We start from the raw sequence: 26,216 nt of genomic DNA, 5'->3' as shown, positions 1-26,216 counted from the left end.
ATAAATTCAAATTAACTTTATTAAATTGCAAATACAATAGAAAAGGTGTATATTTACATATCAATGAAAATATACACCTTTCCTCAGTAATATCATCAAAGCATTAGCTTCTATTACAAAAAATGGAGAGCATTTACATCATTCTATGAGCAACTCATATAGGCTTCTATGTCTCTATCAATTATTTTTTGCATTATCCTCTTAAAAAGTAATACTCTTGATATATTCATTATTGCCTACACTTTATTTGCAGTTATTGGGCTGCCCTTTTCGTTCATAGCGTTGCATCTTTTGCACTCTCTACTTTTCAGTTAATGAAAGGGATGTTTCTTTTATTCCTTCAAATTCATTTAATAGATACTTAGCTATCTTTTCAACTGCGGGGAAGTCTACTATTTCTTCATGTGATCCAGGGACAGAATACTTATTTACTCTTCCCTTTAATAAAGGTCCCCAATCTGTAAACAACTCTTTTTCTTCCTCAGCACTAAAGTAGATAACTTCTCCAAAGTATGGTATCAAATCATTCTCTGCCATTAAGTTCAGGCATTTCCTATGAGCATTAATAACTTGCTTCAAATTCATAAGATCTGCATCAGGCGGGAGTACTCCTTCCATAATTAATCGCTCCACAAGCATATCTTGCTTATGGACGAGGCCTTCTTCCTGCTCTGTTAAACCTACAGGAATGAAATGCTGAGAGATATATGAGAGCATATCCTCCCTTGTTTTATGATCCTGCTCTGAAGGTACTTTAGTATCCATAAGTACCAACAATTCAACTTCCTCTCCTTGATTTCTTAGTATAGTTGCGATTTTATAAGCAATTGCACCGCCTAAAGACCATCCTCCAAGACGATATGGGCCCTCTGGCTGAACACTTTTTATTTCTTCAATGTAAAGTTGAATTAGTTCCGGCAAGGTCGAGTCGTCGATCTCTCTCTTTTCTATGAGAGGATTCTGTAAACCATAAAATGAACAGTGATTCTTAAGCAATCTTGCTAGTTGAATGTAACAAAATACATTCCCCATAAACGGATGAACGCAGAAGAAAGGTCTTTTCTCTGATTCTTGTAGTGGTACCAGCGCTGATACAGATTTTGTCATATCATGCTTATCACGAATAAGGCATGCGATTCCTTCCAATGTTGGATTCTTAATCAATGTAGACACCTTAATCTCTTTTCCAAACTTCTCCCTAATTTTTGAAACTAATTTGATTATAAGGAGAGAGTGTCCCCCTCTATTAAAGAAATCATCGTTTACATAGACATCTTCTATCTGTAACACATCCTGCCAGATTTTAACCAACTGATATTCAATTTCATCCCTTGGAATGATTGGTGTAGAGAAGTTATTTTCTCTTTGAATAGTTAAACTGTTCAATGCCTTCCGATCAACTTTTCCATTCATTGTAAGAGGAATCTCGTCTACCTCAATAAAGTGTGCGGGAACCATATAATTCGGTACTTGTGTCTTGATATATTCACGCCATTCATGCATACTTCCAGCTCCAACTACATAAGCAACCAATCTCTGCTCTCCTAATTTATCCTCTGTTACCAAAACTACTGCTTCTTTTACCAATGGATGACTCTCTAGATTCGCTTCAATCTCTTCAAGTTCAATACGGAAGCCTCGAATTTTCACTTGATTATCAATTCTTCTCAAGTAATCTAAATTACCATCAGGTAAATAACGAACCAAATCTCCTGTACGATATAAACGCTCTTCTTCATTAAATGGATGACGAATGAATCTCTCTGCTGTTAATTCTGGACGATTCAAGTATCCTCTCGCTATACCTGCACCACCAATATATAGCTCACCTGTTACACCAACTGGAACAGGCAACAGATTTTTATCCAATACATAAGTTTGAACGTTCGGCAATGGACGTCCAATTGTAACTCGCTTACTATCTGTTTGGATATGATAACACGTTGTATCAACCGTACATTCTGTAGGACCGTATACGTTATAAAAATCAATTTTTTCAGTCTCTACTAGCTGTTCCCATAATGACGGCATGATTGCTTCACCACCGACCAATATCTTACTTGGTACATGAACATCAGCACTTGGTTCTAGCAATCCTCCATCTATAAGTAATTGAAGTAATGAGGGTGTCATATCAAACATTTCCAATTTATTCTCCCTAATATAGGACACAAATTGTTCCGGATTAGTGCGAACTTCACTTGGGATAATATATAAACTTGAACCATAAAGCAGCATTTGTAATTGCTGAATAGATACATCAAAGGCAATTGACGCATTTAAACCGACGCGCATATTACCAGGTATCTCATGTGAGAAAACTTCTTTTTGTAAACCATATGATAGGTTTATTACAGAATGGTGCTGTACTAAAGCACCTTTTGGATTCCCTGTCGAACCAGAAGTATAGATAACATACGCTAAGTTTTCCCCTGTTGCCTCACATATCGGCGAAAGTTTGCTTTCTCGAGAAATCATTGCTTGGTCCCTATCTAAGCAAACTGTCTTGATTTCTTTAGGTATCCAGCCTACTAATACCTCATTTGTAACCAATACTTGAATTCCTGTGTCTTCTAAAATATATCGCAGGCGACTTTCCGGATTCGATGGATCCAATGGAACATAGGCTGCTCCAGCCTTCCAAATTCCCATGAGACCAACAATCATCTCAACTGATCGATCAAGGTAGAGGCCAACTAATGACTCTGTCCCAATTCCACATTTCTGTAAATGATGGGCTAATTGATTAGCTCTTTCATTCAGCTCTCGATATGTTAGTTGCTGTTTTTCATCTACCACTGCCACCGCGTCAGGTGTACGATTTACTTGCTCTTCGAATAGTTGATGAATTACATTTTGACGTGGATAGGATATAGCATTATTATTCCATTCTTCCAATAGCCTTCTTTGTTCAGCCTCCGTAATATATACTAGCTCCGATAGATTTTGATCAATGTTTTTGAGCATTTGCATTAACACTTTGTGTAAATGACCCAGCATTCGTTCAATGGTTACTCTATTAAACTTACTACGGTCATACATTAACTTTAACGATAACTGGATTCCTGGAACTACAGCCAATCCTAATGGGTAGTGGGTTTGTTCTACCCCTTTCAATTCACCAATTTCCAGATTTTCTGAAGATTCTTCTTTCACTGGATAATTTTCAAACACATATAAACAATTGAACAGCGGCGTACCTCTAGGAACCTCACTCCACCCCTGAATCTCTGTCAAAGAAGCATACTCATATTGTCTTCTTTCTATCTCTTCCTCTTGTAACTTCTGCAACCAATCTATTACTTTTATATCATCCATCAATTGAATTCGCGTCGGTGACGTTGTAATGAAAGGACCTACGATGTTTTCAACACCAATAATCTCCGTAGAACGCCCTGAGCTTGTTACACCAAAGACAATGTCATTTTCTCCACTATATCGGCTCATGAGATATGCCCATGCACCTTGAATTACTGTACTCAAAGTAAGTTTATTTCGTTTCGCCCATCCTTGTAACTCTTGAGTCTGCTCTTCTGATAAATACGTAACCTTCTCTGTGTAACCTTTTTCTTCCTCTTTACTTTCTAAGCCCAGTAAAGTTGGTGCAGTAAAACCTTTTAGCTTCTCTCTCCAGAATTGTTTCGCCTGCTCCTTATCTTGTTCTCTGAGCCATTGGATATATTTCTTATATGGTGAGGATTTAGGTAACTTTACAGCTTCTCCATTCATTCTCTTCTGATAGACTGTAAGTAATTCATTAAAGACCAATGGTAAACTCCATCCATCCAGTAAAATATGGTGATGTGTCCAAACAATCCGATATTCTTCCTCACCTTCTTGAATGACTGTTACCCGCATCAATGGTGCTTTATCAAATTGGAAGGCTTGTTTTCGATCCAATGCCAAAAAGACTTTTCTCTTTTCCTCTATCTCTTCAGTTGTCATTGTACGCCAGTCTTCTTTGTTCACCTTAAATGGGATATTTTCATACACCACTTGTAAAGGTTCTTCAATTTCGTCCCAAACAAATGCTGTACGAAAAATTTCATGCCGCTGAATTACAGATTTCCACGCCTGCTCAAAAGTAGGAATATCCATTTTCCCTTTAATCATAAAACTTAATTGCACTATATACGGTGCAACATGTTCATCCCCTTGGTCATGCAATGTGTGGAAAATCATACCTTCTTGCAAAGGTGATAGTGGATATAAATTAGTAATCTGATTGTTCTTTCCACGATTCATTTTGTTTAGTACATTCGTCAAGCCTACTTGGTTAAGATTAGCCATTGCAAAATCCGAAATGGTCAGTGCAGATTCTCTATCTGAAGGTTGAATCAATCTGCTGAGTTGATATAGCATATTCTGTGCAATACTTTGAATCGTTGATTTGGCGAATTGTCCAACATTGTATACCCAAGTGAACTGAAGTTTTCCATTCGTTACAACCCCAATTACATCAATTACATGCGATCGCTTGGAACCGGCAGCATGATCTAAACGCTTAAATTCGTTCTCCGGCATAAACATTGCATCGCTAGAAAACATTTGATCAAATTGTCCAAGATAGTTAAAACTAATAGACGGTGTATGTTGAGAGCTCAATTGCTCACACAGTGTTGCGTTCATGTAACGCAACACTCCATAATCAACACCCTTATTAGGAATTTTGCGAACTTGTTCTTTAACTGCTTTTAATGCTGCAATGGGCGTATTAGCATTAGTAATATTTAAATGAACTGGGTAAATACTTGTAAACCATCCCACGGTTCTCGATAAATCAACATCTTCAATAATCTCTTCTCGACCATGTCCCTCTAAATCTACGCTTAATATCGGCTGCCCCGTACATGCTGCTGTAGCTTGTACCAATGCTGCTAATAATACTTCATTGATTTGGACACGGTGAGTGCTTAAAGTCTCTTGCAATAACATACGGGTCTCATTCTCGTTTAACACCACAGTAATTTCCTCAGTTACTGCGCTTACTGGATTACTTATAGTACCATCTACTGGCAGTATAACTACGTCTTGTTCAGCCTGCTGCTCCCAGTAATGTAGCACTTCTTTTGATATTCCAGTTTCAGCGTAATGTTGTAATTTCTCCGACCATTCTTTAAAAGATGTACTCTTCATAGGTAATTGAATTTTTTGCCCTTGGACTGCTTGCGTATATGCTGTTTGCAAATCTTCCAATAAAATTCGCCAAGAAACACCATCCACGGCTAAGTGATGAATTGTCCAAAATAATCGGCCAGTCTTCTCACCTTCATCAAAATACACCATTCTCATTAAAGGACCATCATGTAAATTCAATCTTTCTTGTGCAACATTAATCTCTTTTTGAATCACTTCATGCCAATCCGCTTCCGGCACTTCGTCTAATGAAATGCCAGTCAGCATCAATTGTTCTTCAATTCCTTCATTCCACTGTTCCCAAGTCCCATTAGGTAAACGTTCATATCTTAAACGCAGGGCATCATGATGAAGTAGAAGGTTACGCGCTGCCTTTTCCAGTAATCCTATGTCCAATTTTTCTTTCGTTCTAAAGAACATGGATTGATTCCAATGATGTGGATTAGGATGATTTTGTGCAAAAAACCTTTGTTGAATAGGTGTAAGTATCGTCTCTCCAGTTATAATTCCTTGTTCAGCTTGTACACCTTGTTCTTCTTTGACTACTTGCGCCAACTCAGCAATCGTTTGGTGTTCAAATAGTTGTTTTGGTGTCAACTGTAAACCAGCTTGCTTTGCGCGAGAGACAATCTGAATGCTAAGAATTGAATCTCCACCAATTTCAAAAAAGTTATCATAAATACCAATACGTTTTGAACCCAGCACACGTTCCCAAATGATAGAAAGCTTGTGTTCACGTTCATTTCTTGGGGCTACGTAGCCTTCTTGTGTTCCTTGATAATCTGGTATAGGCAATGATTTCCGATCAATCTTTCCATTTATGGTTAGCGGTAACTCTTCCATTTCGACAAAGTAGGAAGGTATCATATGGATTGGCAGTTTTATTTTAAGATACTCGCGCCATTCTTCTAAACTGCCTTCGCCCACTATATAAGCTACCAACCTCTTATCTCCCGACTGATTTTCCCTAACTATTACAACTGCCTCTTTTATCAAGTCATGCTCCTGTAAAGTCGACTCAATCTCCCCAAGTTCGATTCGAAATCCTCTAATCTTCACTTGATTATCCATTCTTCCTAAATAGTCTATATTACCATCAGGAAGATATCTCACGAGATCGCCTGTTCTATATAATCTCTCGCCTTCTTTGAATGGATGAGAAATAAATCGTTCGGATGTTAACTCTGGACGATTTAAGTATCCCCTCGCTAGACCCGCTCCTCCGATATAAAGTTCACCCATCACACCAACTGGAACTGGCAACCCATTTCTATCCAATACATAAGTTTGAACGTTAGGAAACGGACGCCCAATCGTTACTCTCACACTATCTTTTTTGATATGATAGCATGTTGCATCAACCGTACATTCTGTAGGACCATATACATTATAAAACTCAATTTTATCAGTCTCTACTAGCTGTTCCCATAATGACGGCATAATCGCTTCGCCGCCAACCATTACCTTACTTGGAACATGAACGCCATCGTACGTTTCTAACAATCCGGCATCTATAAGTAATTGAAGCAATGAAGGTGTTATATCAAAGATTGCTAACTTGTTCTCCCTAATATAAGCTACAAACTGTTCCGGATCACTTCGTACTTCATTCGGAATAATATACAAACTTGAACCATACAACAGCATTTGTAATTGTTGAATAGATGCATCAAAGGCAATTGACGCATTTAAACCGACATGCATGTTAGATGGTATCTCATGTTCGAAAACCTCTTTTTGTAAACCATGCGACAAGTTTATTACAGAATGATGCTGTATCAAGACACCCTTTGGATTCCCCGTCGATCCCGAAGTATAGATAACATACGCTAGGTTTTCTCCTGTTACTTCACATTTTGGTGAAAGAATGCTTTCTTTTGAAATCATTGCTTGATCCCTATCTAGACAAACTGCCTTGACTTCTTTGGGTATCCAATCTTCTAATGACTCATTCGTAACTAATACTTGAATTCCAGTGTCCTCCAAAATATATCGTAGACGACTTTCTGGATAGGATGAGTCCAATGGAACATATGCTGCTCCAGCCTTCCAGATCCCCATAATACCAACAATCATCTCAACTGAACGCTCAAAGCAAAGTCCAACTAATGATTCAGTCCCAATCCCACATTGCTGAAGATAGTGGGCCAATTGATTAGCTTTTTCATTAAGCTCTCGATATGTTAACTGCTGTTTTTCATCTACCACTGCCACCGCGTCAGGTGTACGATTTACCTGCTCTTCAAACAGCTGATGAATCGCACTTTCCCGTGGATATACTACAGCATTATTATTCCACTCTTCCAACTCTTTTTGCTGTAATCCTGATAATATAGGCAACTTAGCTAATGATTTATCAGGATTCTCCACGATTACATTCAACCAGTTTCCAAAATGTTCAGCCATGGATTCAATAGTTAAGCTGTCAAATAAATCCGTCCTATAAACAAAAGTAAGCAATAAACCCTCTTCCACTTCTGCAGCAGTTAAACTTAAATCAAACTTAGCGATTGGAGCATTACTTTCCATTACTTCTATATTTCTTCCATGTAGTTCTGGTAGCTCCTGTCCCGTATTTTGCAAAGTAAACATGGTTTGGAAAATCGGGGAATGGCTTGTATTTCGTTCAGGTTGGATAACCTCTACAATTTTCTCAAACGGAACATCTTGATACTCATACGCCTTCAATGCTTTTATCCGCACTTGAGACAACAACTCTTGAAATACCGGTGCATTACTTAAATCAGCCCGATAAACCAATGTGTTGACAAAGAAACCAATCAGCCCCTCAATTTCTCGATAATTTCGATTTGCAATTGGGCTGCCAACAATAATATCCGATTGTCCCGTATAACGGGCAAGGAAACTTTGATACGATGCCAATAAGGTCATGAAAAGCGTGGCCCCTTCTTGACGACTTAGTTCGTTTAATTTATCCAGTAATAAACGTGACAACAGCACATTATGAGTTAATCCATGGTGGGTTTGCACTGGCGGACGCGGACGATCCATTGGCAACATTAAGACTGGTAACTCACCAGATAATTCTTCCTTCCAATATGCAAGTTGTTGATTTAGTACCTCATCTTTTAACCATCCTCTTTGCCACTGAGCAAAATCGGCATATTGAACTGGTAGTGGTTCCAGCTCTGCTTGTTTTTCACCAATCGCATTCTCATAAAATGTCATCCATTCTTGAAGCAAGATTTCCATCGACCATCCATCTGAGATAATGTGATGCATATTACACAGAAAAACCCATTCTTCTTCTGAAATTCTTATGATTTGTCCACGGAACAATGGTCCTTGTTCTAAATCAAATGGAGATTCGACTTCAGTTTGAATCCATTGCTCCAGCTTTCTTTCTCGCTCCTCTAATGAAAGCTTAGTTAAGTCCATTTGCAGAAGCGGACGGAAAACGTACGGTTGAATCTGCTGCATAGGATGGCCATCCTCTTCATAAAATACAGTCCGTAAAGATTCATGACGCTCTATCAACTGATTCCATCCCAACTCCAATGCCTCAGATAACCAATTCCCTGTAAGACGGCATGCCATTGGCATATTATAAAGTGCACTATTAGGTGCAAATTGATCAATAAACCATAAGCGCTGTTGGGCATAAGACAGTGGAATATTTCCCCCTCGTTCTATCGGCATCAATGGTGGAATTTCTCGTTTTTCGCTCCCCTTACGTAACTGATCTATTCGTTTCGATAATGCCTCGACCGTTGAATATTCGAACAGTTCACGTACTGGCAATTTGATTTGAAAGACTTCCTGTAAGCGTGAGACCACTTGTGTAGCAAGTAGAGAGTGACCACCGAGCTCAAAGAAAGAATCCTGAACATCAATGTCTCTTATTCCTAGCACTTGACTCCACACTGAAGCAATAAGTTCTTCCAGCGGAGTTCTTGGGTATACAATATTTTCAGCGGATTGTTCACTAAGTATAGGCAATACCTTCAAATCAAGTTTTCCATTCGGTGTAAGTGGTAAAAATTCCATCTCAATAAAGTTTGTTGGAACCATGTAATTAGGTAAATGTGTTTGTAGATGTTCTCGCCATTCATGGACACTTCCTTCACCAACTACATAAGCTACTAATCTCTTATCACCTTGATTATCCTCTCGCGCCAATACAACAGCTTCTTTCACAGAAGAATGCGCCTGCAAAACAGCTTCTATTTCTCCCAATTCAATCCGGAAACCACGAATTTTCACTTGGTCATCTATACGTCCATGGAACTGGAGATTACCATCAGAAAGATAACTTGCTTTGTCTCCTGTATAATAGAGACGTTCTCCTGACTTGAAAGGATGTGGAATAAATTTTTCCTTTGTAAGATCCGGACGATTAGCATATCCACGTGCAAGACTCTTCCCTCCAATATAGAGATCTCCAATTACACCAATTGGTACTAACTGAAGATGAGAATCTAATACATAAACTTCTGTATTCGCAATCGGTCGACCAATCGATGGCGTACCTGTTGTCACTCCTACAGGTACGTAACAATCTGTGGTAACAACGGTATTTTCCGATGGACCATACTGATTAATTACCGCAAAAGGAATATCTTTAGATGGATACTGCGTTAATTGATCCCCACCTGTAAGGATAAAACGAAGATCCGTTTTATCTGGCCAAGATAATTTCAAGAGTCTTTCCAGAATAGGAGTAGGTGCAAAACTAGCTGTTATTCGTGAATCAATGAGCCAGTCCCTTAGTGCTTCTGGATTAATTCTCAGTTCCTCTGTTGACAAGTAGAGTGCTGCACCAGCAGTTAGATACGGCCAAATTTCCTGGACAGCCGAATCAAAAGCAATCCCTGCAATCTGGGTCGCACGATCCTCTGCTGTAATACGATAAACTTCTTGATGCCAAGAAACCATATTCATTAATGAGCGATATTCAACCATGACACCCTTTGGCTTTCCTGTAGAACCAGAGGTATAGACAATATAAGCTAAGTTCTCTGGATTTAACTGACGTGTAGGTGCGATTACGCTTTCCACTGTTAATTCTTCTAACCTCACCGTTTCGACGTGTGCGAAATGGCCTTCTTGTCCTTCCGCCGTCACTACAAATTGAATTCCTGCATCTTCAATCATGTATTCTAACCTTGATTTTGGATACAACGGATCTAAAACAACATAAGCTCCACCAGCTTTTAAAATGCCTAGTAAACTTGCCATGAGCTCAGCTGACCTCGGAAGATAAACTCCCACCACTGACTCTGGGGCGACTCCTTTTCGCTGTAAAACATTTGCCAACTGATTTGCTTGTGCATCCAGTTCACCATAAGTCCACTTTTTTGTTTGATCAACAACGGCAATCGCATCAGGGCGCCTTGCTACTTGTTCCTCAAATCTGTCACAAATAAGAGCCTGATGAGACATTTCCATTACAGTGTCATTCCATGTTTCTAATAACAAAGTACGCTCGGGTTCCGATAGCATGCTCAGGTCATGCAACGGATTTTGTGGGTGATGAGAAACTTCGTGTAGCCATTTCTCAAAGTGTCCTGCCATCCGTTCAATAGTAGATGCATTGAATAAATCCTTATTGTATTCAAAAGTAAAAAGCAATCCCTCTTCTGTCTCAGCTACCATTACACTTAAATCAAACTTTGCAATTGGACTATGGCTTTCTATCATTTCAATACTTCTACCAGATAACACCGGGAACTCTTGTTTCATATTTTGCAAGATGAACATGGTCTGGAAGATTGGCGAATGACTTGTACTCCGCTCTGGTTGCACAACTTCTACAATTTTTTCAAAAGGGATATCCTGATATTCATACGCCTTCAATGCCTTTTGACGAACCTGAGACAGAACATCTTGAAATGTCGGTCTACCACTCAGATTAGCTCGATAAACCAGCGTGTTGACGAAGAAACCAATTAGTCCTTCTATTTCTCTATAATTTCGATTCGCAATTGGACTTCCGACCAGAATATCTTCTTGTCCCGTATAACAGGATAGAAAACTTTGATATGCAGCCAACAGCGTCATGAAGAGTGTAGCCCCTTCTTTGCGACTAAGTTTGTTCAAGTTATCATGTAGCGTGCTTGGCAGAACCAGAGTGTATGTCGACCCGTGATGAGTTTGTATTGCAGGACGCGGACGATCCATAGGAAGTTGGAGTACAGGAAGCTCTCCAGACAATTCTTCCCTCCAATATTGAAGTTGTTGATCAAGCACCTCCTCCTTCAGCCAACCTTTTTGCCACTGAGCGAAGTCGGCATATTGAACCGGTAATGGTTCAAGTTCTGCTATCTTTCCATCCGTTTCTTTCTCATAAAATGCCATCCATTCTTCAAGTAGGACTCCCATCGACCATCCATCTGAAACGATATGATGTAGAGTACAAAGGAGTATCCATTCTTCCTCTCCCACGTGCAAAATACTTGTCCTGATTAGTGGGCCCTCTGCTAAATCAAATGGCACTTCTGTTTCTTGTTGAATCAAACGTTTAACTTCTTCTTCTCGGTCTTCTGGAGAAAGCATAGTTAAATCCGTTTTCGGAATTGATTGAAAAGCATACGGTTCAATTTGCTGTACGGGTTGACCGTTCACTTCATGAAAGACCGTCCGCAATGATTCATGACGTTCTATTAGTTGGTTCCATCCTGTTTCCAGTGCCTCAAGTAGCCAACTCCCTGTAAGGCGGCATACCATTGGCATATTATAAAGGGCACTATTAGGTGTAAATTGATCAATAAACCATAAGCGCTGTTGCGCATAAGATAGTGGAATAGTTTCTCCTCGTTCCATCGGCATTAGTGGCGGAATCTCTCGTTTTCTATCTCCTTTACGTAACTGATCTAATCGCTTTGCCAGTGACTCCACCGTTGCATACTCAAATAGTTCACGTACTGGTAATTCGATTTGAAAGATTTCCTGTAAACGTGACACTACTTGAGTAGCTAGTAGTGAGTGACCACCGATTTCAAAAAAGGAATCCTGAACACTAATATTTTTTACACCTAACACTTGGCTCCATACGGAAACGATGAGCTCCTCCACTGGTGTTCGTGATGAAGTAATATCTTCACTTATGAACTGTGCTTCCAATTCCAGTAAGGCTTTCCGATTCACCTTACCATTTGGAGTGAGTGGCATCCCTTCAATTTGGAAAAAGTATGCCGGAACCATATAATGTGGCAGTTGCTTCTTGAGATATTCACGCCACTCTCCAGTATCCCCTTCACCCACTACATAAGCTACTAACTGCTTATCTCCTGGCCGATCTTCCTTCACCAACACAACAGCCTCTTTTACAGATGAGTGATCATGTAAAGCTGCTTCAATTTCTCCCAATTCAATTCTGAATCCTCTAATTTTGACTTGGTTATCTATCCTTCCAATATATTCTAAATTACGATTATTCATATATCTCACCAGGTCACCCGTTCGATATAATCGTTCCCCTTCCTTAAAGGGATGCGGAATAAAACGTTCAGTAGTTAAATCTGGTCGATTGAAGTAGCCACGTGCCAATCCTACTCCTCCAAGGTAAAGTTCCCCCGACACACCAATTGGGACCACCTGTTGATATTGATCTAACACATACAACTCTGTATTATCAATTGGACGACCAATTGGAATAAGCATTGATTCTTTTTCTAAATCACAATCATAATAAGTCACATCCACAGTCGCTTCAGTAGGACCATACAAATTAATTAACTGTGTTTGCTGAACATTGTAAAAGATCCACTTAAACCGGCGAACCTGCTCAGAGTTTAATGCTTCTCCACTAGTAAAAACATGAATTAAAGACGATACATCCCTTTTCGAATTATATAGTTCCATATAATCCAAGAAAGTAGATAACATGGACGGAACAAAGTGCATGGTGGTCACACGATATCGTTCAACATACTCCTCAATCACTGCAGGATCTTTCTCTCCTCCTGGTGGAAGCAAACAAACACGTGCTCCTACAAATGACCACCAAAATAATTCCCAAACGGAAACATCAAACGAAAACGGTGTCTTTTGTAGGATTGTATCTTCCTCGGACAATGGATATTTTTTCTGCATCCACTGTAGGCGGTTGATAACCGAATGATGTTCAATCATTACCCCCTTTGGATTTCCCGTTGAACCCGAAGTGTATATGATATAGGCTAAGTTATTTGCTGTTACTCCACTCACCGGAGCTAAATTACTCTCTTTAGAAATCATTACTTGATCCCTGTCTAAACAAATTGCTTGAATATCTTTAGGTAACCAGTCCTGTAGTGCCTCTTTTGTTAACAGCACTTGAATTTGTGAATTCTCTAAAATGTATCTCAGACGGTTTTCGGGATAACTTGGGTCCAGTGGGACATAAGCCCCACCTGCTTTCAAAATTCCAAAGAGACCAATAATCATATCAGGAGAACGTTCAATACATATACCAACCAATGATTCAGGTCCAATACCTCGTTTTTGTAGAAAATGTGCCAATTGATTCGATTTTTCATTGAGTTCTTGATACGTTAGCTTTCCACCCTCATAAACTACCGCCACTGCATCAGGTGTACGTGCAACTTGCTGCTCAAATAGCTCATGAATCATACAATCATGACCATAAACTACTTCTGTATCATTCCATTCTTCTAGGAGTTGTTTCTGCTCAGTGTCCGATAACATTGACAGCTTTGTATATGATTCATCTGGATGATGCACGATTTTATTTAGCCAGTTCTCAAAATGGCCTGCCATACGTGCAATGGTACTACTATCAAATAAATCCGTGTTGTATTCAAATGAGACAAATAGACCTTCTTCCACTTCATAGGCAGTTAAGCTCAAATCAAATTTTGCAATAGACATATTACTTTCTACCATTTCAATACTTCTACCAGGCAAATCTAGTCGTTCTTGTTTTATATTCTGTAGCGTAAACATGGTCTGAAAGATAGGAGAATGGCTCATGCTTCGTTCAGGTTGCACAGCTTCTACCACTTTTTCAAATGGTATATCTTGATATTCGTAAGCTTTTAACGCCTTTTTCTTTGTTTGGTTCAAAATCTCCCGAAAAGTAGGGGTGCCACTCAAATCTGATCGGTAAACCAACGTATTAACAAAGAAACCAATTAATCCTTCTACTCCCTTATGATTCCGATTTGCAATCGGACTTCCGACTAGAATATCTTTTTGTCCTGTATAACGTGCAAGAAAGCTCTGATATGCAGCCATTAAAGTCATAAATAAAGTAGATCCTTCTTGTCGACTTAAATCTTTTAATTGACTGAGTAATCTAGAAGGAAAAATCACGTGATGCGTATCCCCAGAATAAGTTTGCGTAACCGGTCGAGGTCGGTCCACTGGCAGTTGTAATATAGGGAGCTCACCAGACAATTCTTCCTGCCAATACGTAAGCTGACGATTTAGCACATCACCTTGCAACCACTCCTTTTGCCACTTCGCAAAGTCTGCATACTGAATGGATAATGAACTTAATTTAGCAGGATTTCCGCCTGTTTCCTCTTCATAGAAAGCAAGTAATTCATTCATGAATATACCAATGGACCAAGCATCAGAAATAATATGATGCATCGTACACAGTAATAACCATTCATCCTTTTCTAATTGAACAAGGTGATTACGAATTAAAGGACCATTCATTAAATCAAATGGTTCTTGCGCTTCTCTCGCAATTAAACTATCTACCTCTTTTTCTTTTACTTCTAGAGGAAGTTGAGAGTAATCTCTTACAGGTAATGCTCTAGGAAGGAATTCGACAATTTGTTGTACAGGTTGTTCTTCTACTTCTTTAAAAACAGTTCGTAATGATTCATGACGTTCAATAAGTCGATTGAATCCCTTTTCTAATGCTTCAGGTATCCAATTTCCTTTTAGATTCCATACCGTTGGAATATTATATAAAGAACTGTTTGGATTAAATCTGTCCATAAACCACAAACGTTGTTGTGCATAAGACAACGGGAGCGCTTCTTTATTCTCCTTTTTTTGCATTTGCTTTTGAAGCCAAGCTCTCTTCTCAGGAGAAAGTGAACTCAGCTTTGCAAGTAAATCACTTCTCATTTTTTTACCCCTTCCTCAACTAAATTACTCTCAAATATTCCTTGTGCTTCTTCCTCTGATAGCTCTTCTAATTGCTTAAGCAGTTCAAGTAATTCTTCATCATTACTCACTTCTGCTTCTTTTTGAATATAGTCTTGAAGACTTACATTCTCGTTACTATCATTCTGCATTTCTTGATTTTTGTTATGTAGCAATTGATCAATCTGTTTTGCCAATTGCTGCACTGTATGAAACATAAATAAATCATGCAATGGTATCTCAATTCCAAAAGCCTCTTTAAGACTGGAAACAGCTTGCGTAGCAAGTAATGAGTGACCACCTATTTCAAAAAACGAATCCTGAATTCCGATATTTTCCATACCTAAAACTTCATTCCATATTGAAACGATTGTTTTTTCCGTAGGCGTACGAGGAGCAATATAACCACTTGTTATCTCCTGTTTCTCTGGTGCTGGTAAGGCCTTCCTATCAATTTTTCCATTTGGAGTGAGTGGAAATGCATTCAATCCGACAAAATAGGCTGGAATCATATAATTTGGTAGCTGGTCCTTGAGATAATCACGCCACTTTTGAGCATCCCCATCTCCTACAACATAAGCAATCAAACGTAGATCACCAGGATAATCTTCCCTCACCGTCACAATAGCTTCGTTAACTAATGTATGCTTTTGTAATGCCGCTTCAATTTCTCCTAGTTCAATCCGGAACCCACGAATTTTTACCTGATGATCGATTCGTCCAACATACTCCAAATTTCCATCCGGCAAATACCTTACTAGATCTCCAGTCCGGTATACTCGCTCCCCTTCTTTAAATGGATGCGGTATAAAACGATCTTCCGTTAAGTCAGGACGGTTTAAGTATCCACGTGCTAATCCCGATCCACCAATGTACAGCTCACCAACTACACCAATTGGAACCATTTTTTGTTCAATACTTAGTACATATACTTCTGTATTGAATATTGGTTTACCAATTGGTGGTACCCTATGGACGACACCCTTTTCTAATTCCATATAAGTGGAATACGTAGTATCTTCGGACGGTCCATATAGGTTGTACACCTTCTCAACCGTACTTCTCTCATATAAATCTTGAACAAGTGAATATGGCAATGGTTCTCCAGCCAAATTCACCACCTTTACCGAAGAAGGGAGTGTTTTTGCTCGAACCAGTTCCTTCGCTGCCGATGGCACAGTATTGACTAAAGTCACATCCTTGGTAGACAACTTGTCTAGATGTAGAGCATTTTCAGCGACAATCACCTTACCACCCATCGTCAGGGGAACAAACACTTCAAAAACAGATAGATCAAAGGATAGCGAAGTGGAGGCCAACACTCCCGCTAAATCCTTTCGGGAATATGTGTGATGCGCCCAACGAATCATTGTTACCGTATTCCTATGCTCAATCATTACTCCCTTTGGATTTCCAGTGGAACCTGAAGTATAGATAATATAGGCTAAGTTATCACCCGTCACTTCACTCGTACACACCGTAGTTACTTCTTGTTCTATTTCTGCTCGATCACGATCAATACAAATCACGTCAACGGATTTAGGTATAACCATTTTTTGTTGTAATTTTTCCTGTGTTACTAGTACCTTTATTTGAGCATCCGCTAAAATGTATTGCAGTCGACTTTCCGGATACGCTGGATCTATTGGGACATATGCTCCTCCTGCCTTCATAATTCCTAAGAGGCCTACAATCATCTCAGATGAACGTGTAACACAAATCCCAACCAATGATTCGCAACCTACACCATTTTTTTGTAAATAATGTGCCAGCTGATTCGAGCGTTCGTCCAACTCTCGATATGTTAGTTCTTCATCCTCGCATACTACTGCAATTGCTTCTGGTGTTTTTTCCACTTGTTCTTCAAACAATGTATGAATCGCGCATTCTTCTATATCTATAACAGCTGATTCATTCCATTCTTCTAGTAATTGCTTATATTCTACTTTGGATAACATATTCAATTCTGATAATAAACATTTTGGATGAGAGACAATTTGATTTAACCAATGCTCAAAATGACTTGCCATACGTTCAATGGTTGTATCATCAAACAAATCAGTATTGTATTCAAAGGTTAGTGATAATCCTTCTTCCGTCTCAGTAACAAATAAACTCAAATCAAATTTCGCTACAGAAGCATGGCTTTCCATGAGTTCCATTTGTCTTTCAGATAGCTGAGGAAATTCTTGCTTCGTATTCTGTAAAATAAACATAGTTTGGAATATTGGTGAATGACTTGTATTCCGTTCCGGCTTTACGGATTCTACCACTTTCTCAAATGGGATGTCCTGATACTCGTATGCTTTTAGTGCTTTTTTTCTTACCTGCGACAAAAGTTCTTGGAACGTCGGATTTTCACTGAAATCAGCTCGATAAACCAACGTATTTGCAAAGAAACCTATTAATCCCTCAATCTCTTTAACATTTCGATTAGCGATTGGGCTTCCAACCAAGATGTCATCCTGTCCTGTATAATGGGAAAGGAAGCTTTGATACGCTGCCATCAATGTCATAAATAAAGTGCATCCTTCTTGCAGACTTAAATCTTTGAGCTTTTCCTGTAGGGAATTCGCCACCATTAAGGACTGACTTGCACCACGGTGGGTTTGAACCGCAGGTCGAGGACGATCCATCGGTAATTGTAAAACCGGTAACTCCCCAGCCAATTCTTCCTTCCAATATCGAAGGTGCTGATCCAAATTCTCTTCTTTTTGCCATTCCTTCTGCCACATAACAAAGTCTGCATATTGGATAGATAACTCCTTCAATTCCGCCGGTTTTCCGCTTAGTGCTCCTTCATAAAAAGCCATCCATTCTTCAAGTAAAATCCCCATTGACCATCCATCTGAAATAATATGATGCATCGTACAAATGAGAACCCATTCTTCTCTGTCCACTTTCAATATTCGTGTTCGAATCAGAGGACCTTGTCCAAAATGAAATGGTTCCTCCGCTTCGTTTTGAATGAACCGTTTCATTTCTCTTTCCCTATCTTCCAAAGAGAGATCTGTTAGATTCAATTGAGGGATATGTCTGAATACATGAGATTGAACCTGTTGGAAAGGTTCACCCTCTTGTTCTAGAATTATCGTCCGTAATGATTCATGACGCTCCAACAACTGATTCCATCCGACCTCCAACGCTTCAATTGACCATTTACCTGTTAAGCGACACGCTGCATGAATATTGTACATAGCACTATTTGGCATTAATTGATCAATAAACCATAGACGTTTCTGCGCATAGGAAAGTGGGATAACTTCTTCTCGTTTCATAGGTACAAGAGGAGCAACCTTTCGTTTTTTATCTTCTTTTCGTAACTGATCCACTCGTTTCGCCAATGCTTCCACTGTATCGTGCTTGAAAAGTTCACGTAATGGAATTTTAATTTGGAACAGTTCTTGTAATCGAGAAACAATTTGAGTAGCGAGTAGTGAGTGCCCACCCCGTTCAAAGAAGGAATCCTGAATACCGATATTTTCAGTTCCTAACACTTGACTCCAAACCGAGGCAATAAGCTCTTCCGATGGCGTCCGAGGTAGAACATTTAAACCTCCAATAGTTTGCTCATCAGGTGCTGGCAAGGCCTTTCGGTCAATTTTCCCATTCGGAGTAAGCGGGAAGTGTTCTAACTCTACAAGGTGCGCTGGAATCATATGATTCGGTAATTGGTTTTGTAAATACTCTCTCCACTCTTGGGTATTTCCATCGCTCATTACATATGCAACCAATCGTTGATCACCTGGACGATCTTCTCTAACTAATACGACAGCCTCTTTAATAAACGAACATTTTTCTAAAGTCGCTTCAATTTCTCCTAATTCAATCCTAAAACCACGCATTTTGACTTGATGGTCCATTCTACCTATAAATTCTAAATTTCCATCAGTTAGATATCTTACTGAATCTCCTGTTCGATATAGTCGTTCCCCGAATCGATATGGATGCGAAACGAATTTTTCAGCAGTAAGATTCGGACGATTTAAGTATCCACGTGCTAAACCAGCACCACCAATATATAACTCACCCTCAATTCCTATTGATTGCAAGCGTTGATTTTGGTCTAATACATATAATTGCGTGTTCTGTATCGGCTGCCCAATAGAAACAAATTCTTGATTTGGCTGAATATCAAATGCATTCACATAAATAGTGGCTTCAGTTGGTCCATAAAAGTTGGTTAATTTCACTTGTCCACTATGATTCCATTTCTGTTGAAATCGTCTAACCAACCCTGAACTTAGTTCTTCCCCACCAGAAAATACATGGCGTATGGACGAACAATTCATGTTCAATTCAATATGATTGAAGTGATCTAAGAAAACAGATAACATCGAAGGTACAAATTGAACTATAGTAACCTGATGTTTTTTAATCACTTCAGCTATAATAGAAGGATCTTTTTCTCCACCTGGAGGCAGGAAAGATACACTTGCACCAACGTGAATACCCCAAAACAACTCCCAAACAGAGACATCAAATGAGAATGGCGTTTTCTGCAAGACCACATCCTTTTCAGAAAGTGGATATTTATGTTGCATCCATTCTAGATAATTGATTACTGAATGATGCTCAATCATTACTCCCTTTGGATTCCCTGTAGATCCTGAAGTATACATAACATACGCTAAACTTCTTCCTGTTACACCACTTATACATGGGGTTGTTTCTTCTTTTTCAATTGCAGTATAATCTTTATTCATACAAATCGTTTCAACATTTTCAGATACAAACAAATTTTTAGAATTCTCTTCCGTCACTAGTACTTCGATTCCAGCATCCTCTAATATATATCGAAGCCGACTCTCTGGATAAGTAGGATCAAGTGGAACATACGCTGCTCCTGATTTTAGAATACCTAATAACGCTATCATCATTTGTAATGAACGTTCTATATATACCCCAACCAGAGACTCTGAGCCTACACCACGCTTTTGTAAATAATGAGCTAGCTGATTCGCACGCTCCTCCAACTCTTTATAGGTAATTTGTTCATTTTCGTAAATAGCCGCGATTGCTTCCGGCGTTTTTTTAACTTGCTCCTCAAACATCGTATGAATCATGCCTTCAGCCGAATAATTTACTTGAGTATGATTCCATTCCTCTAATAACTGTATCTGTTCTTCCGCTGTTAAATGAGTAATTTCAAATAGTTTTGAATCTAGGCTCTTCGTCATCTGGATTAATATTTGCAATAAGTGATTCTGAATCCGATTTATTGTTTCTTCATTAAAATAGCTTCGATCATACATCAACTTTAAAGTAATTTTCTTACCAGGCATTACAATGAGTGTTAAAGGATAATTTGTTTGTTCCGCGCTTTTAACATCTAGTAATCTTAAATCATCATTTCTCTCACCTTGAATTGGATAATTTTCAAACACATACAAGGTATGAAATAAGGAGCTATTTCGCGGAACCTCACTCCACCCTTGAATATCTATCAATGAATTATACTCATATTGTCTTCGTTCCATTTCTTTCATCTGTATTTTACGAAGCCAATCTACTACAGATGTATTATCCGTTAATCGAATTCTAGTAGGTAATGTGTTAATAAATAGGCCTACCATATTCTCTGCTCCTATCAAATCAGTAGGACGTCCAGAGCTAGTTACGCCAAATACGATGTCACTTTCACCGCTATACCTACCCATCAAATAGGCCCATGCTCCTTGTACTAATGTATTCAATGTTAATCGACTATTTCGTACCCACTCTTGTAAATTCTCAGTGAGTTCCTCAGATACCTGATAAACACACTCTCCATAGCCCTTCTCCTGCCCTTGATCCTTTCTTTCCATCGCTATTGGCGTAGGTGCATAGAACCCTTTTAATTCTTCTTTCCAAAATTCCTCTGCTTGACTTTGATCTTGTTTATTTATCCACTGGATATATTTTTTATAAGGAAGAGATTTAGGAAGATTCAACAATTCTCCCTTTATCATCTTGAGATAAACTTCCATCACTTCACTAAACACCAATGAAACACTCCAACCATCTAGCAAAATATGATGATGTGTCCAAATAATTCTCGTTTCCCCTTCTGCTTCTTTAATCGCAGTGACTCTCATCAATGGTGCTTCATCCAATAAAAATCCTTTCCTACGATCTGCAGTCAAAAACTGGTGTAATTTCTTCTCCTTCTCCTCATGCGAATGGGTACTCCAATCCTCTTGATGAATAGTAAAAGGAAGACGTTCGTAAACTGCTTGTAGAGGTTTTTCTACTTCCTCCCAAACAAATACTGAGCGCAGAACCTCATGTCGTTGAATAACATATTCCCAAGCTTTTTCAAAAGTAGCAACATCCAATTGCCCCCCGAGCAAGAAACCTACTTGTACAATATAGGAAAAAGAATATTCATCATCTTGATCGTATAAAGTATGAAACAGTATTCCTTTTTGCAAAGGTGATAAACCATATATATCAATAACGTCTCCCATTTTTACACCCTCTTCTTTGTTAATTTAAGTAATACTTTGCTCAAGCTTTCTTCCGTAAGATCCTCTGCATCAGCAAAATCTGATACCGTAAAAGCTGACTCTGTTGTTGGTTTATTTATAAGTTGGCGAAGATGCCTTAACATACCATCTGCTATTACTTGAATTTTTAATTTAGAAAACTGTTCTCTACTATACATCCAAATAAAATGTAACTTTTCATCTTTCACCATTCCGATAACATCAATTAGATGAGATGGCTTGGAATCTGGAGCATGATCTAAAAATGTAAACCCTGCCTCTTGCATAAACAAAGATTCCTTTGAAAACACCTGATCAAATTGGCCCAAATAGTTAAAGCTTATTGAAGGCTTTTGCTGATAAAACGGAAGTATTTCTTTATTCAAGTAACGTAAAATACCATAGTCTACTCCGCGATTTGGGATTCGACGCAATTGTTCTTTGACTGCCTTTAACCCTTCAATAGGTGTTTGAGTTCCTTGAAAATTGAGATGAACGGGATAAATACTCGTGAACCAGCCCACTGTCCTTGATAAATCAATACCTTCAATCATCTCTTCTCTTCCGTGTCCTTCTAGATGAATAGAAACGGTTTGCTGATTTGTACAATCGACGATAGCTTGTCCTAATGCCGTTAATAGTACCTCATCAATCCTTGTCTTATGAGTGACTAGAACTTCGTGTAACAATGTTTGTGTTTCTTCTATTCCTAAAGTCCTCGTCACTTGATCAATCGATTCTTCTGTTGTTTCTTGTATTGGATAGTCCATTGGAATTTTCATCGTTTCTTTTTCTACTTGTTCATTCCAATAATTTTGTACTTCTTTTGAAATACCCGAATCACTGTATGTCTGGAGTCGTTCAGACCACTCTTTAAAAGATGTACTTTTCGCAGGTAAGCGAACTTCTTGACCTTGTTTCATCTGGTTATATACCACCTGTAAATCTTCCAATAGAATCCTCCATGACACTCCATCTACTACTAAATGATGAATCACCCAGAATATTCGATCATTTCCAGTCAAGTTATCTTCAAAGTACACTACTCTCATTAACGGACCAGTAACTAAATTGAAACTAGCTTGATTAATGTTCATCTCTTCTTGTATTATTTTATTCCACTCTTTTTCATTAACTTGATTACGTTTTACAACATGGAGTACTGACAGCTCATCAGTCCCTTCATTTCTCTGCCTCCACGTTCCGTTTGGTAACTGTTCGTACCGGAAACGTAAAGCATCATGATGTTTCAGTAAATTTAATATCGCTCCCTCTAGTAATTTCACATTCAATCTTTCTTTTACTCTTAAAAGCATTGATTGATTCCAATGCTCTGTATGTGGATGTTCTTGCTCGAAGAACCAGCACTGAATTGGAGTAAGAGGCACATCACCTATCACAATTCCCTGATCCGCTTGTACTCCCTGCGTTTCTATAGCCACTTGTGCCAGCTCAGCGATAGTTGGGCATTCAAACATTTGCTTTGGAGTAAGCTTTAACCCCACTTGACTTGCTTGAGATATGATTTGAATACTGAGAATCGAGTCGCCACCAATTTCAAAGAAATTATCATAGATTCCCACCTTTTTAACACCTAATACTCGCTTCCAAATGGTAGTCAGTATCTGTTCGTTACTATTCCGAGGGCCAACACATTCACTATTAATCTGCTTTTCCTCTGGCATAGGTAAGGCCTCACGATCAACTTTACCGTTAGCTGTAAGTGGAATAGCTTCCATCGCCACAAATCCCGAAGGAACCATATAACTTGGTAGTTTCGCTTTAAGATACTCTCTCCACGCATCTACATTTCCATCTCCTACAACATATGCTACTAATCTTTTATCGCCCGGCTGATCTTCTCTTACAATTACAACTGCCTCTGTTACAGATGCATATGTATTTAAAGTAGACTCAATTTCCCCAATCTCAATTCTGAAACCACGTATTTTAACCTGATGATCAATTCTTCCACGATAATCTAGATTCCCATCTGGCAAATACCTCGCTAAGTCTCCTGTCCGGTATAATCTTGCTTTCGGATTACTACTAAATGGATGAGATATAAAACGCTCTGCTGTTAATTCAGGTCTATTTAAATATCCACGTGCCAATCCTGCTCCACCAATATAAAGTTCACCATCAACACCTATAGGAACAGGTAGTTGATAAGCGTCTAGTATATACACTTCTAAATCGGGAATCCGCTTTCCAATATTACTTCTTGAAGCATGCTGCACATCATCTAGAGTAATTGGATAATATGTAACATGAACTGTAGTTTCTGTAATTCCATACATATTAATTAACTGTGGTTTTTTCTCCCCATACCTTTGAAACCACGGTAACAAGCTAATAGGTTCTAACGCTTCTCCGCCAAATATCACGTAACGCAGCTGCAAATTTTTATTCTTATCTTCTTGTTCACACACTCGTATTAATTGGCGGAATGCGGAAGGTGTCTGATTTAGAACTGTGACTTCTTCCTCCACCAATAATTGATAAAAATCCTTAGGTGATCGACTAATCCAGTACGGAACAACAACTAATTTTCCACCATATAATAACGCTCCCCAAATTTCCCATACTGAGAAATCAAATGCATACGAATGAAAAAGCGTCCAAGTATCTTTTTCATTAAACTGATACCAACAATCCGTCGATTTAAATAACCGTATAACATTGTGATGCTCTATCATAACGCCTTTTGGATTTCCCGTTGATCCCGAAGTATAGATCACATATGCCAGATTTTGGGGACCGATATTAGAAACCGGCAAAGTCTTACTTTCTTTCCCAATCTCATCTTGATCACGATCCAGGTAAATCGACTTAACATTTTCTGGTAACCAGTTCAATTCTTTTAAACTTTCTTGCGTTACGAATAACTGAATGCTAGCATCTTCTAAAATATATTGAAGTCGCTGCTCTGGATATGTTGGATCAAGTGGAACATAAGCCCCACCAGCCTTCAAAATTCCTAAAATACCTACAATCATCTCGAGGGAACGTTCAACGCACAGTCCAACTAAAGTATCAGGTCCTACTCCCTTTTTCTGCAGATAATGAGCTAACTGGTTTGCACGTTCATTAAGCTCCTTATAAGTAATTTTTTCTTTTTCATACGTAACTGCAATAGCATTTGGATAAATCATCGCTTGCTGTTCGAACATTTCATGAATAGTTACTTGAGGTAGGACATCCAGTTTAGGATTGTTGAACTCAACTAAAATTTTTCTTTTATCTTCTTCAGAAATGATTTCTATTTCAGCCACCATCTGCTTTGGGTTTTCAAAAGTATTTTCTAGTATCACTAGCATAACGTTAAAAAATCGTTCTATCTCTTCCTTAGAAAATAGCTCCTCACGATAATCAATATGTACATGTAAAGAGTCTATATCAATTAGATTTTCAATATGCACTGCAAAATCTTGTACCTCTTCACGGTTTGGAATCCATAGTGAGTCACCACTTTCATCACGATCCCTATAATCAATCGTAGTTCCGAAAAGTCTCACATTACTGTTATTCTCTTTATTAATCTGTTTTAATAACAAATCAAATGGATATTTCTGGTGTCTTAATGATTTACTTTGTTTTCTTGACACCCTACTAATAAATGAAAGTACTTCTTCTTCTGGATCAATATCCATTCTTAAAGGAACTGTACTCACCATCATTCCAATCAATTTTCGTTCCATTTTAGTCATACGGTTGCCGTAAGCCATTCCTACACCAATATCAAGCGATGAGGTCCACCGATACATAGACAACGAGAAAGCAGCAACAAAAAGGGTGTATAAACTAATTTTGTAATCTTCAGAAAATTTTTCTATCTTTCTCTTCAAATGCTCCGTTAATATAAATGTCTCACGTGATGCTTTGGTACTAACTTGGTACGTATTATAGGGCTTCAATCCGGTCACAGATGGCAGTGTTTTAAATTCCTCTAACCAAAATTTTTGATCTTTTTGAAAGCGACTACTATTCAAGTATGTTTGTTCGTTGGTCAGAAATTGAACATATGAATTTTTAATTTCGCCTTCCTCATTCTCGTTATGCATGTCATAATAATATTTTGCAATCTGCTCAGTAAATATTTGAATTGATAAACCATCCATAATAATATGATGAACATTTCCAAAGACTGCACATTTATTATCGTTTAATTTTATTAAAGCGAAATAGTATAAATTTGAATTAAATAATGTAAACGTTTCTTTTGTTTTCTGCTCAATCCATTCCTCAAGCAAATTTGTATTCTCCACATTACTGAAATCAAAAAACTCAAATTCTTGTTCTTCATGTTTAGTAAAATATTGTTTCGGTTCCTGATGCCCATTTTCTTTTAACCTAATGCACAGACCGTCATTTTCACTGATAACGCGATTAACAACTTGGTTTAATTTTGAATAATTCATTTTTCGATGAAGTTTAAATAAAAATCTTAAATTACATATTCCTTTATCAGAATGAACGACTTCTGTATACCATATTCTTCGCTGCGGATGGCTTAATGGATAGCATTCCTCATTGGTCATAAAAATC

At 38.4% G+C, this 26,216-nt stretch carries 3 protein-coding genes; all 3 read right to left on the bottom strand.

From position 1 onward, the window contains the following. Positions 1–300: 300 nt before the first annotated feature. The 3 genes from ACUN26_RS09120 to ACUN26_RS09110 are packed head-to-tail and all read right to left on the bottom strand — an operon-like array spanning position 301 to position 26,209. Complete coding sequence (locus ACUN26_RS09120; protein ID WP_001255767.1) at positions 301–15,183, bottom strand: non-ribosomal peptide synthetase; 14,883 nt, start codon at positions 15,181–15,183, stop codon at positions 301–303. Then, positions 15,180–21,650: a non-ribosomal peptide synthetase gene (locus ACUN26_RS09115; RefSeq protein ID WP_000503049.1), complete on the bottom strand. Its 6,471-nt coding sequence runs from the start codon at positions 21,648–21,650 to the stop codon at positions 15,180–15,182. The genes ACUN26_RS09120 and ACUN26_RS09115 overlap by 4 nt, the downstream gene beginning before the upstream one ends. A 2-nt stretch (positions 21,651–21,652) precedes the next feature. Continuing rightward, the gene (locus tag ACUN26_RS09110) at positions 21,653–26,209 is read right to left on the bottom strand and encodes a non-ribosomal peptide synthetase (protein WP_000180447.1); all 4,557 of its coding nucleotides are present in this window, start codon (positions 26,207–26,209) and stop codon (positions 21,653–21,655) included. Positions 26,210–26,216 lie beyond the last annotated feature (7 nt).

This window comes from Bacillus sp. WC2503, assembly GCF_052682895.1.
Note: the sequence above shows the minus strand (reverse complement) of the source record. Positions and strands in the feature narration are given on the sequence as shown.

Coding starts and splice junctions, on each gene's coding strand:
- ACUN26_RS09120 (WP_001255767.1), bottom strand. CDS start 15,183: ATGAGAAGTGATTTACTTGCAAAGCTGAGTTCACTTTCTCCTGAGAAG.
- ACUN26_RS09115 (WP_000503049.1), bottom strand. CDS start 21,650: ATGGGAGACGTTATTGATATATATGGTTTATCACCTTTGCAAAAAGGA.
- ACUN26_RS09110 (WP_000180447.1), bottom strand. CDS start 26,209: ATGACCAATGAGGAATGCTATCCATTAAGCCATCCGCAGCGAAGAATA.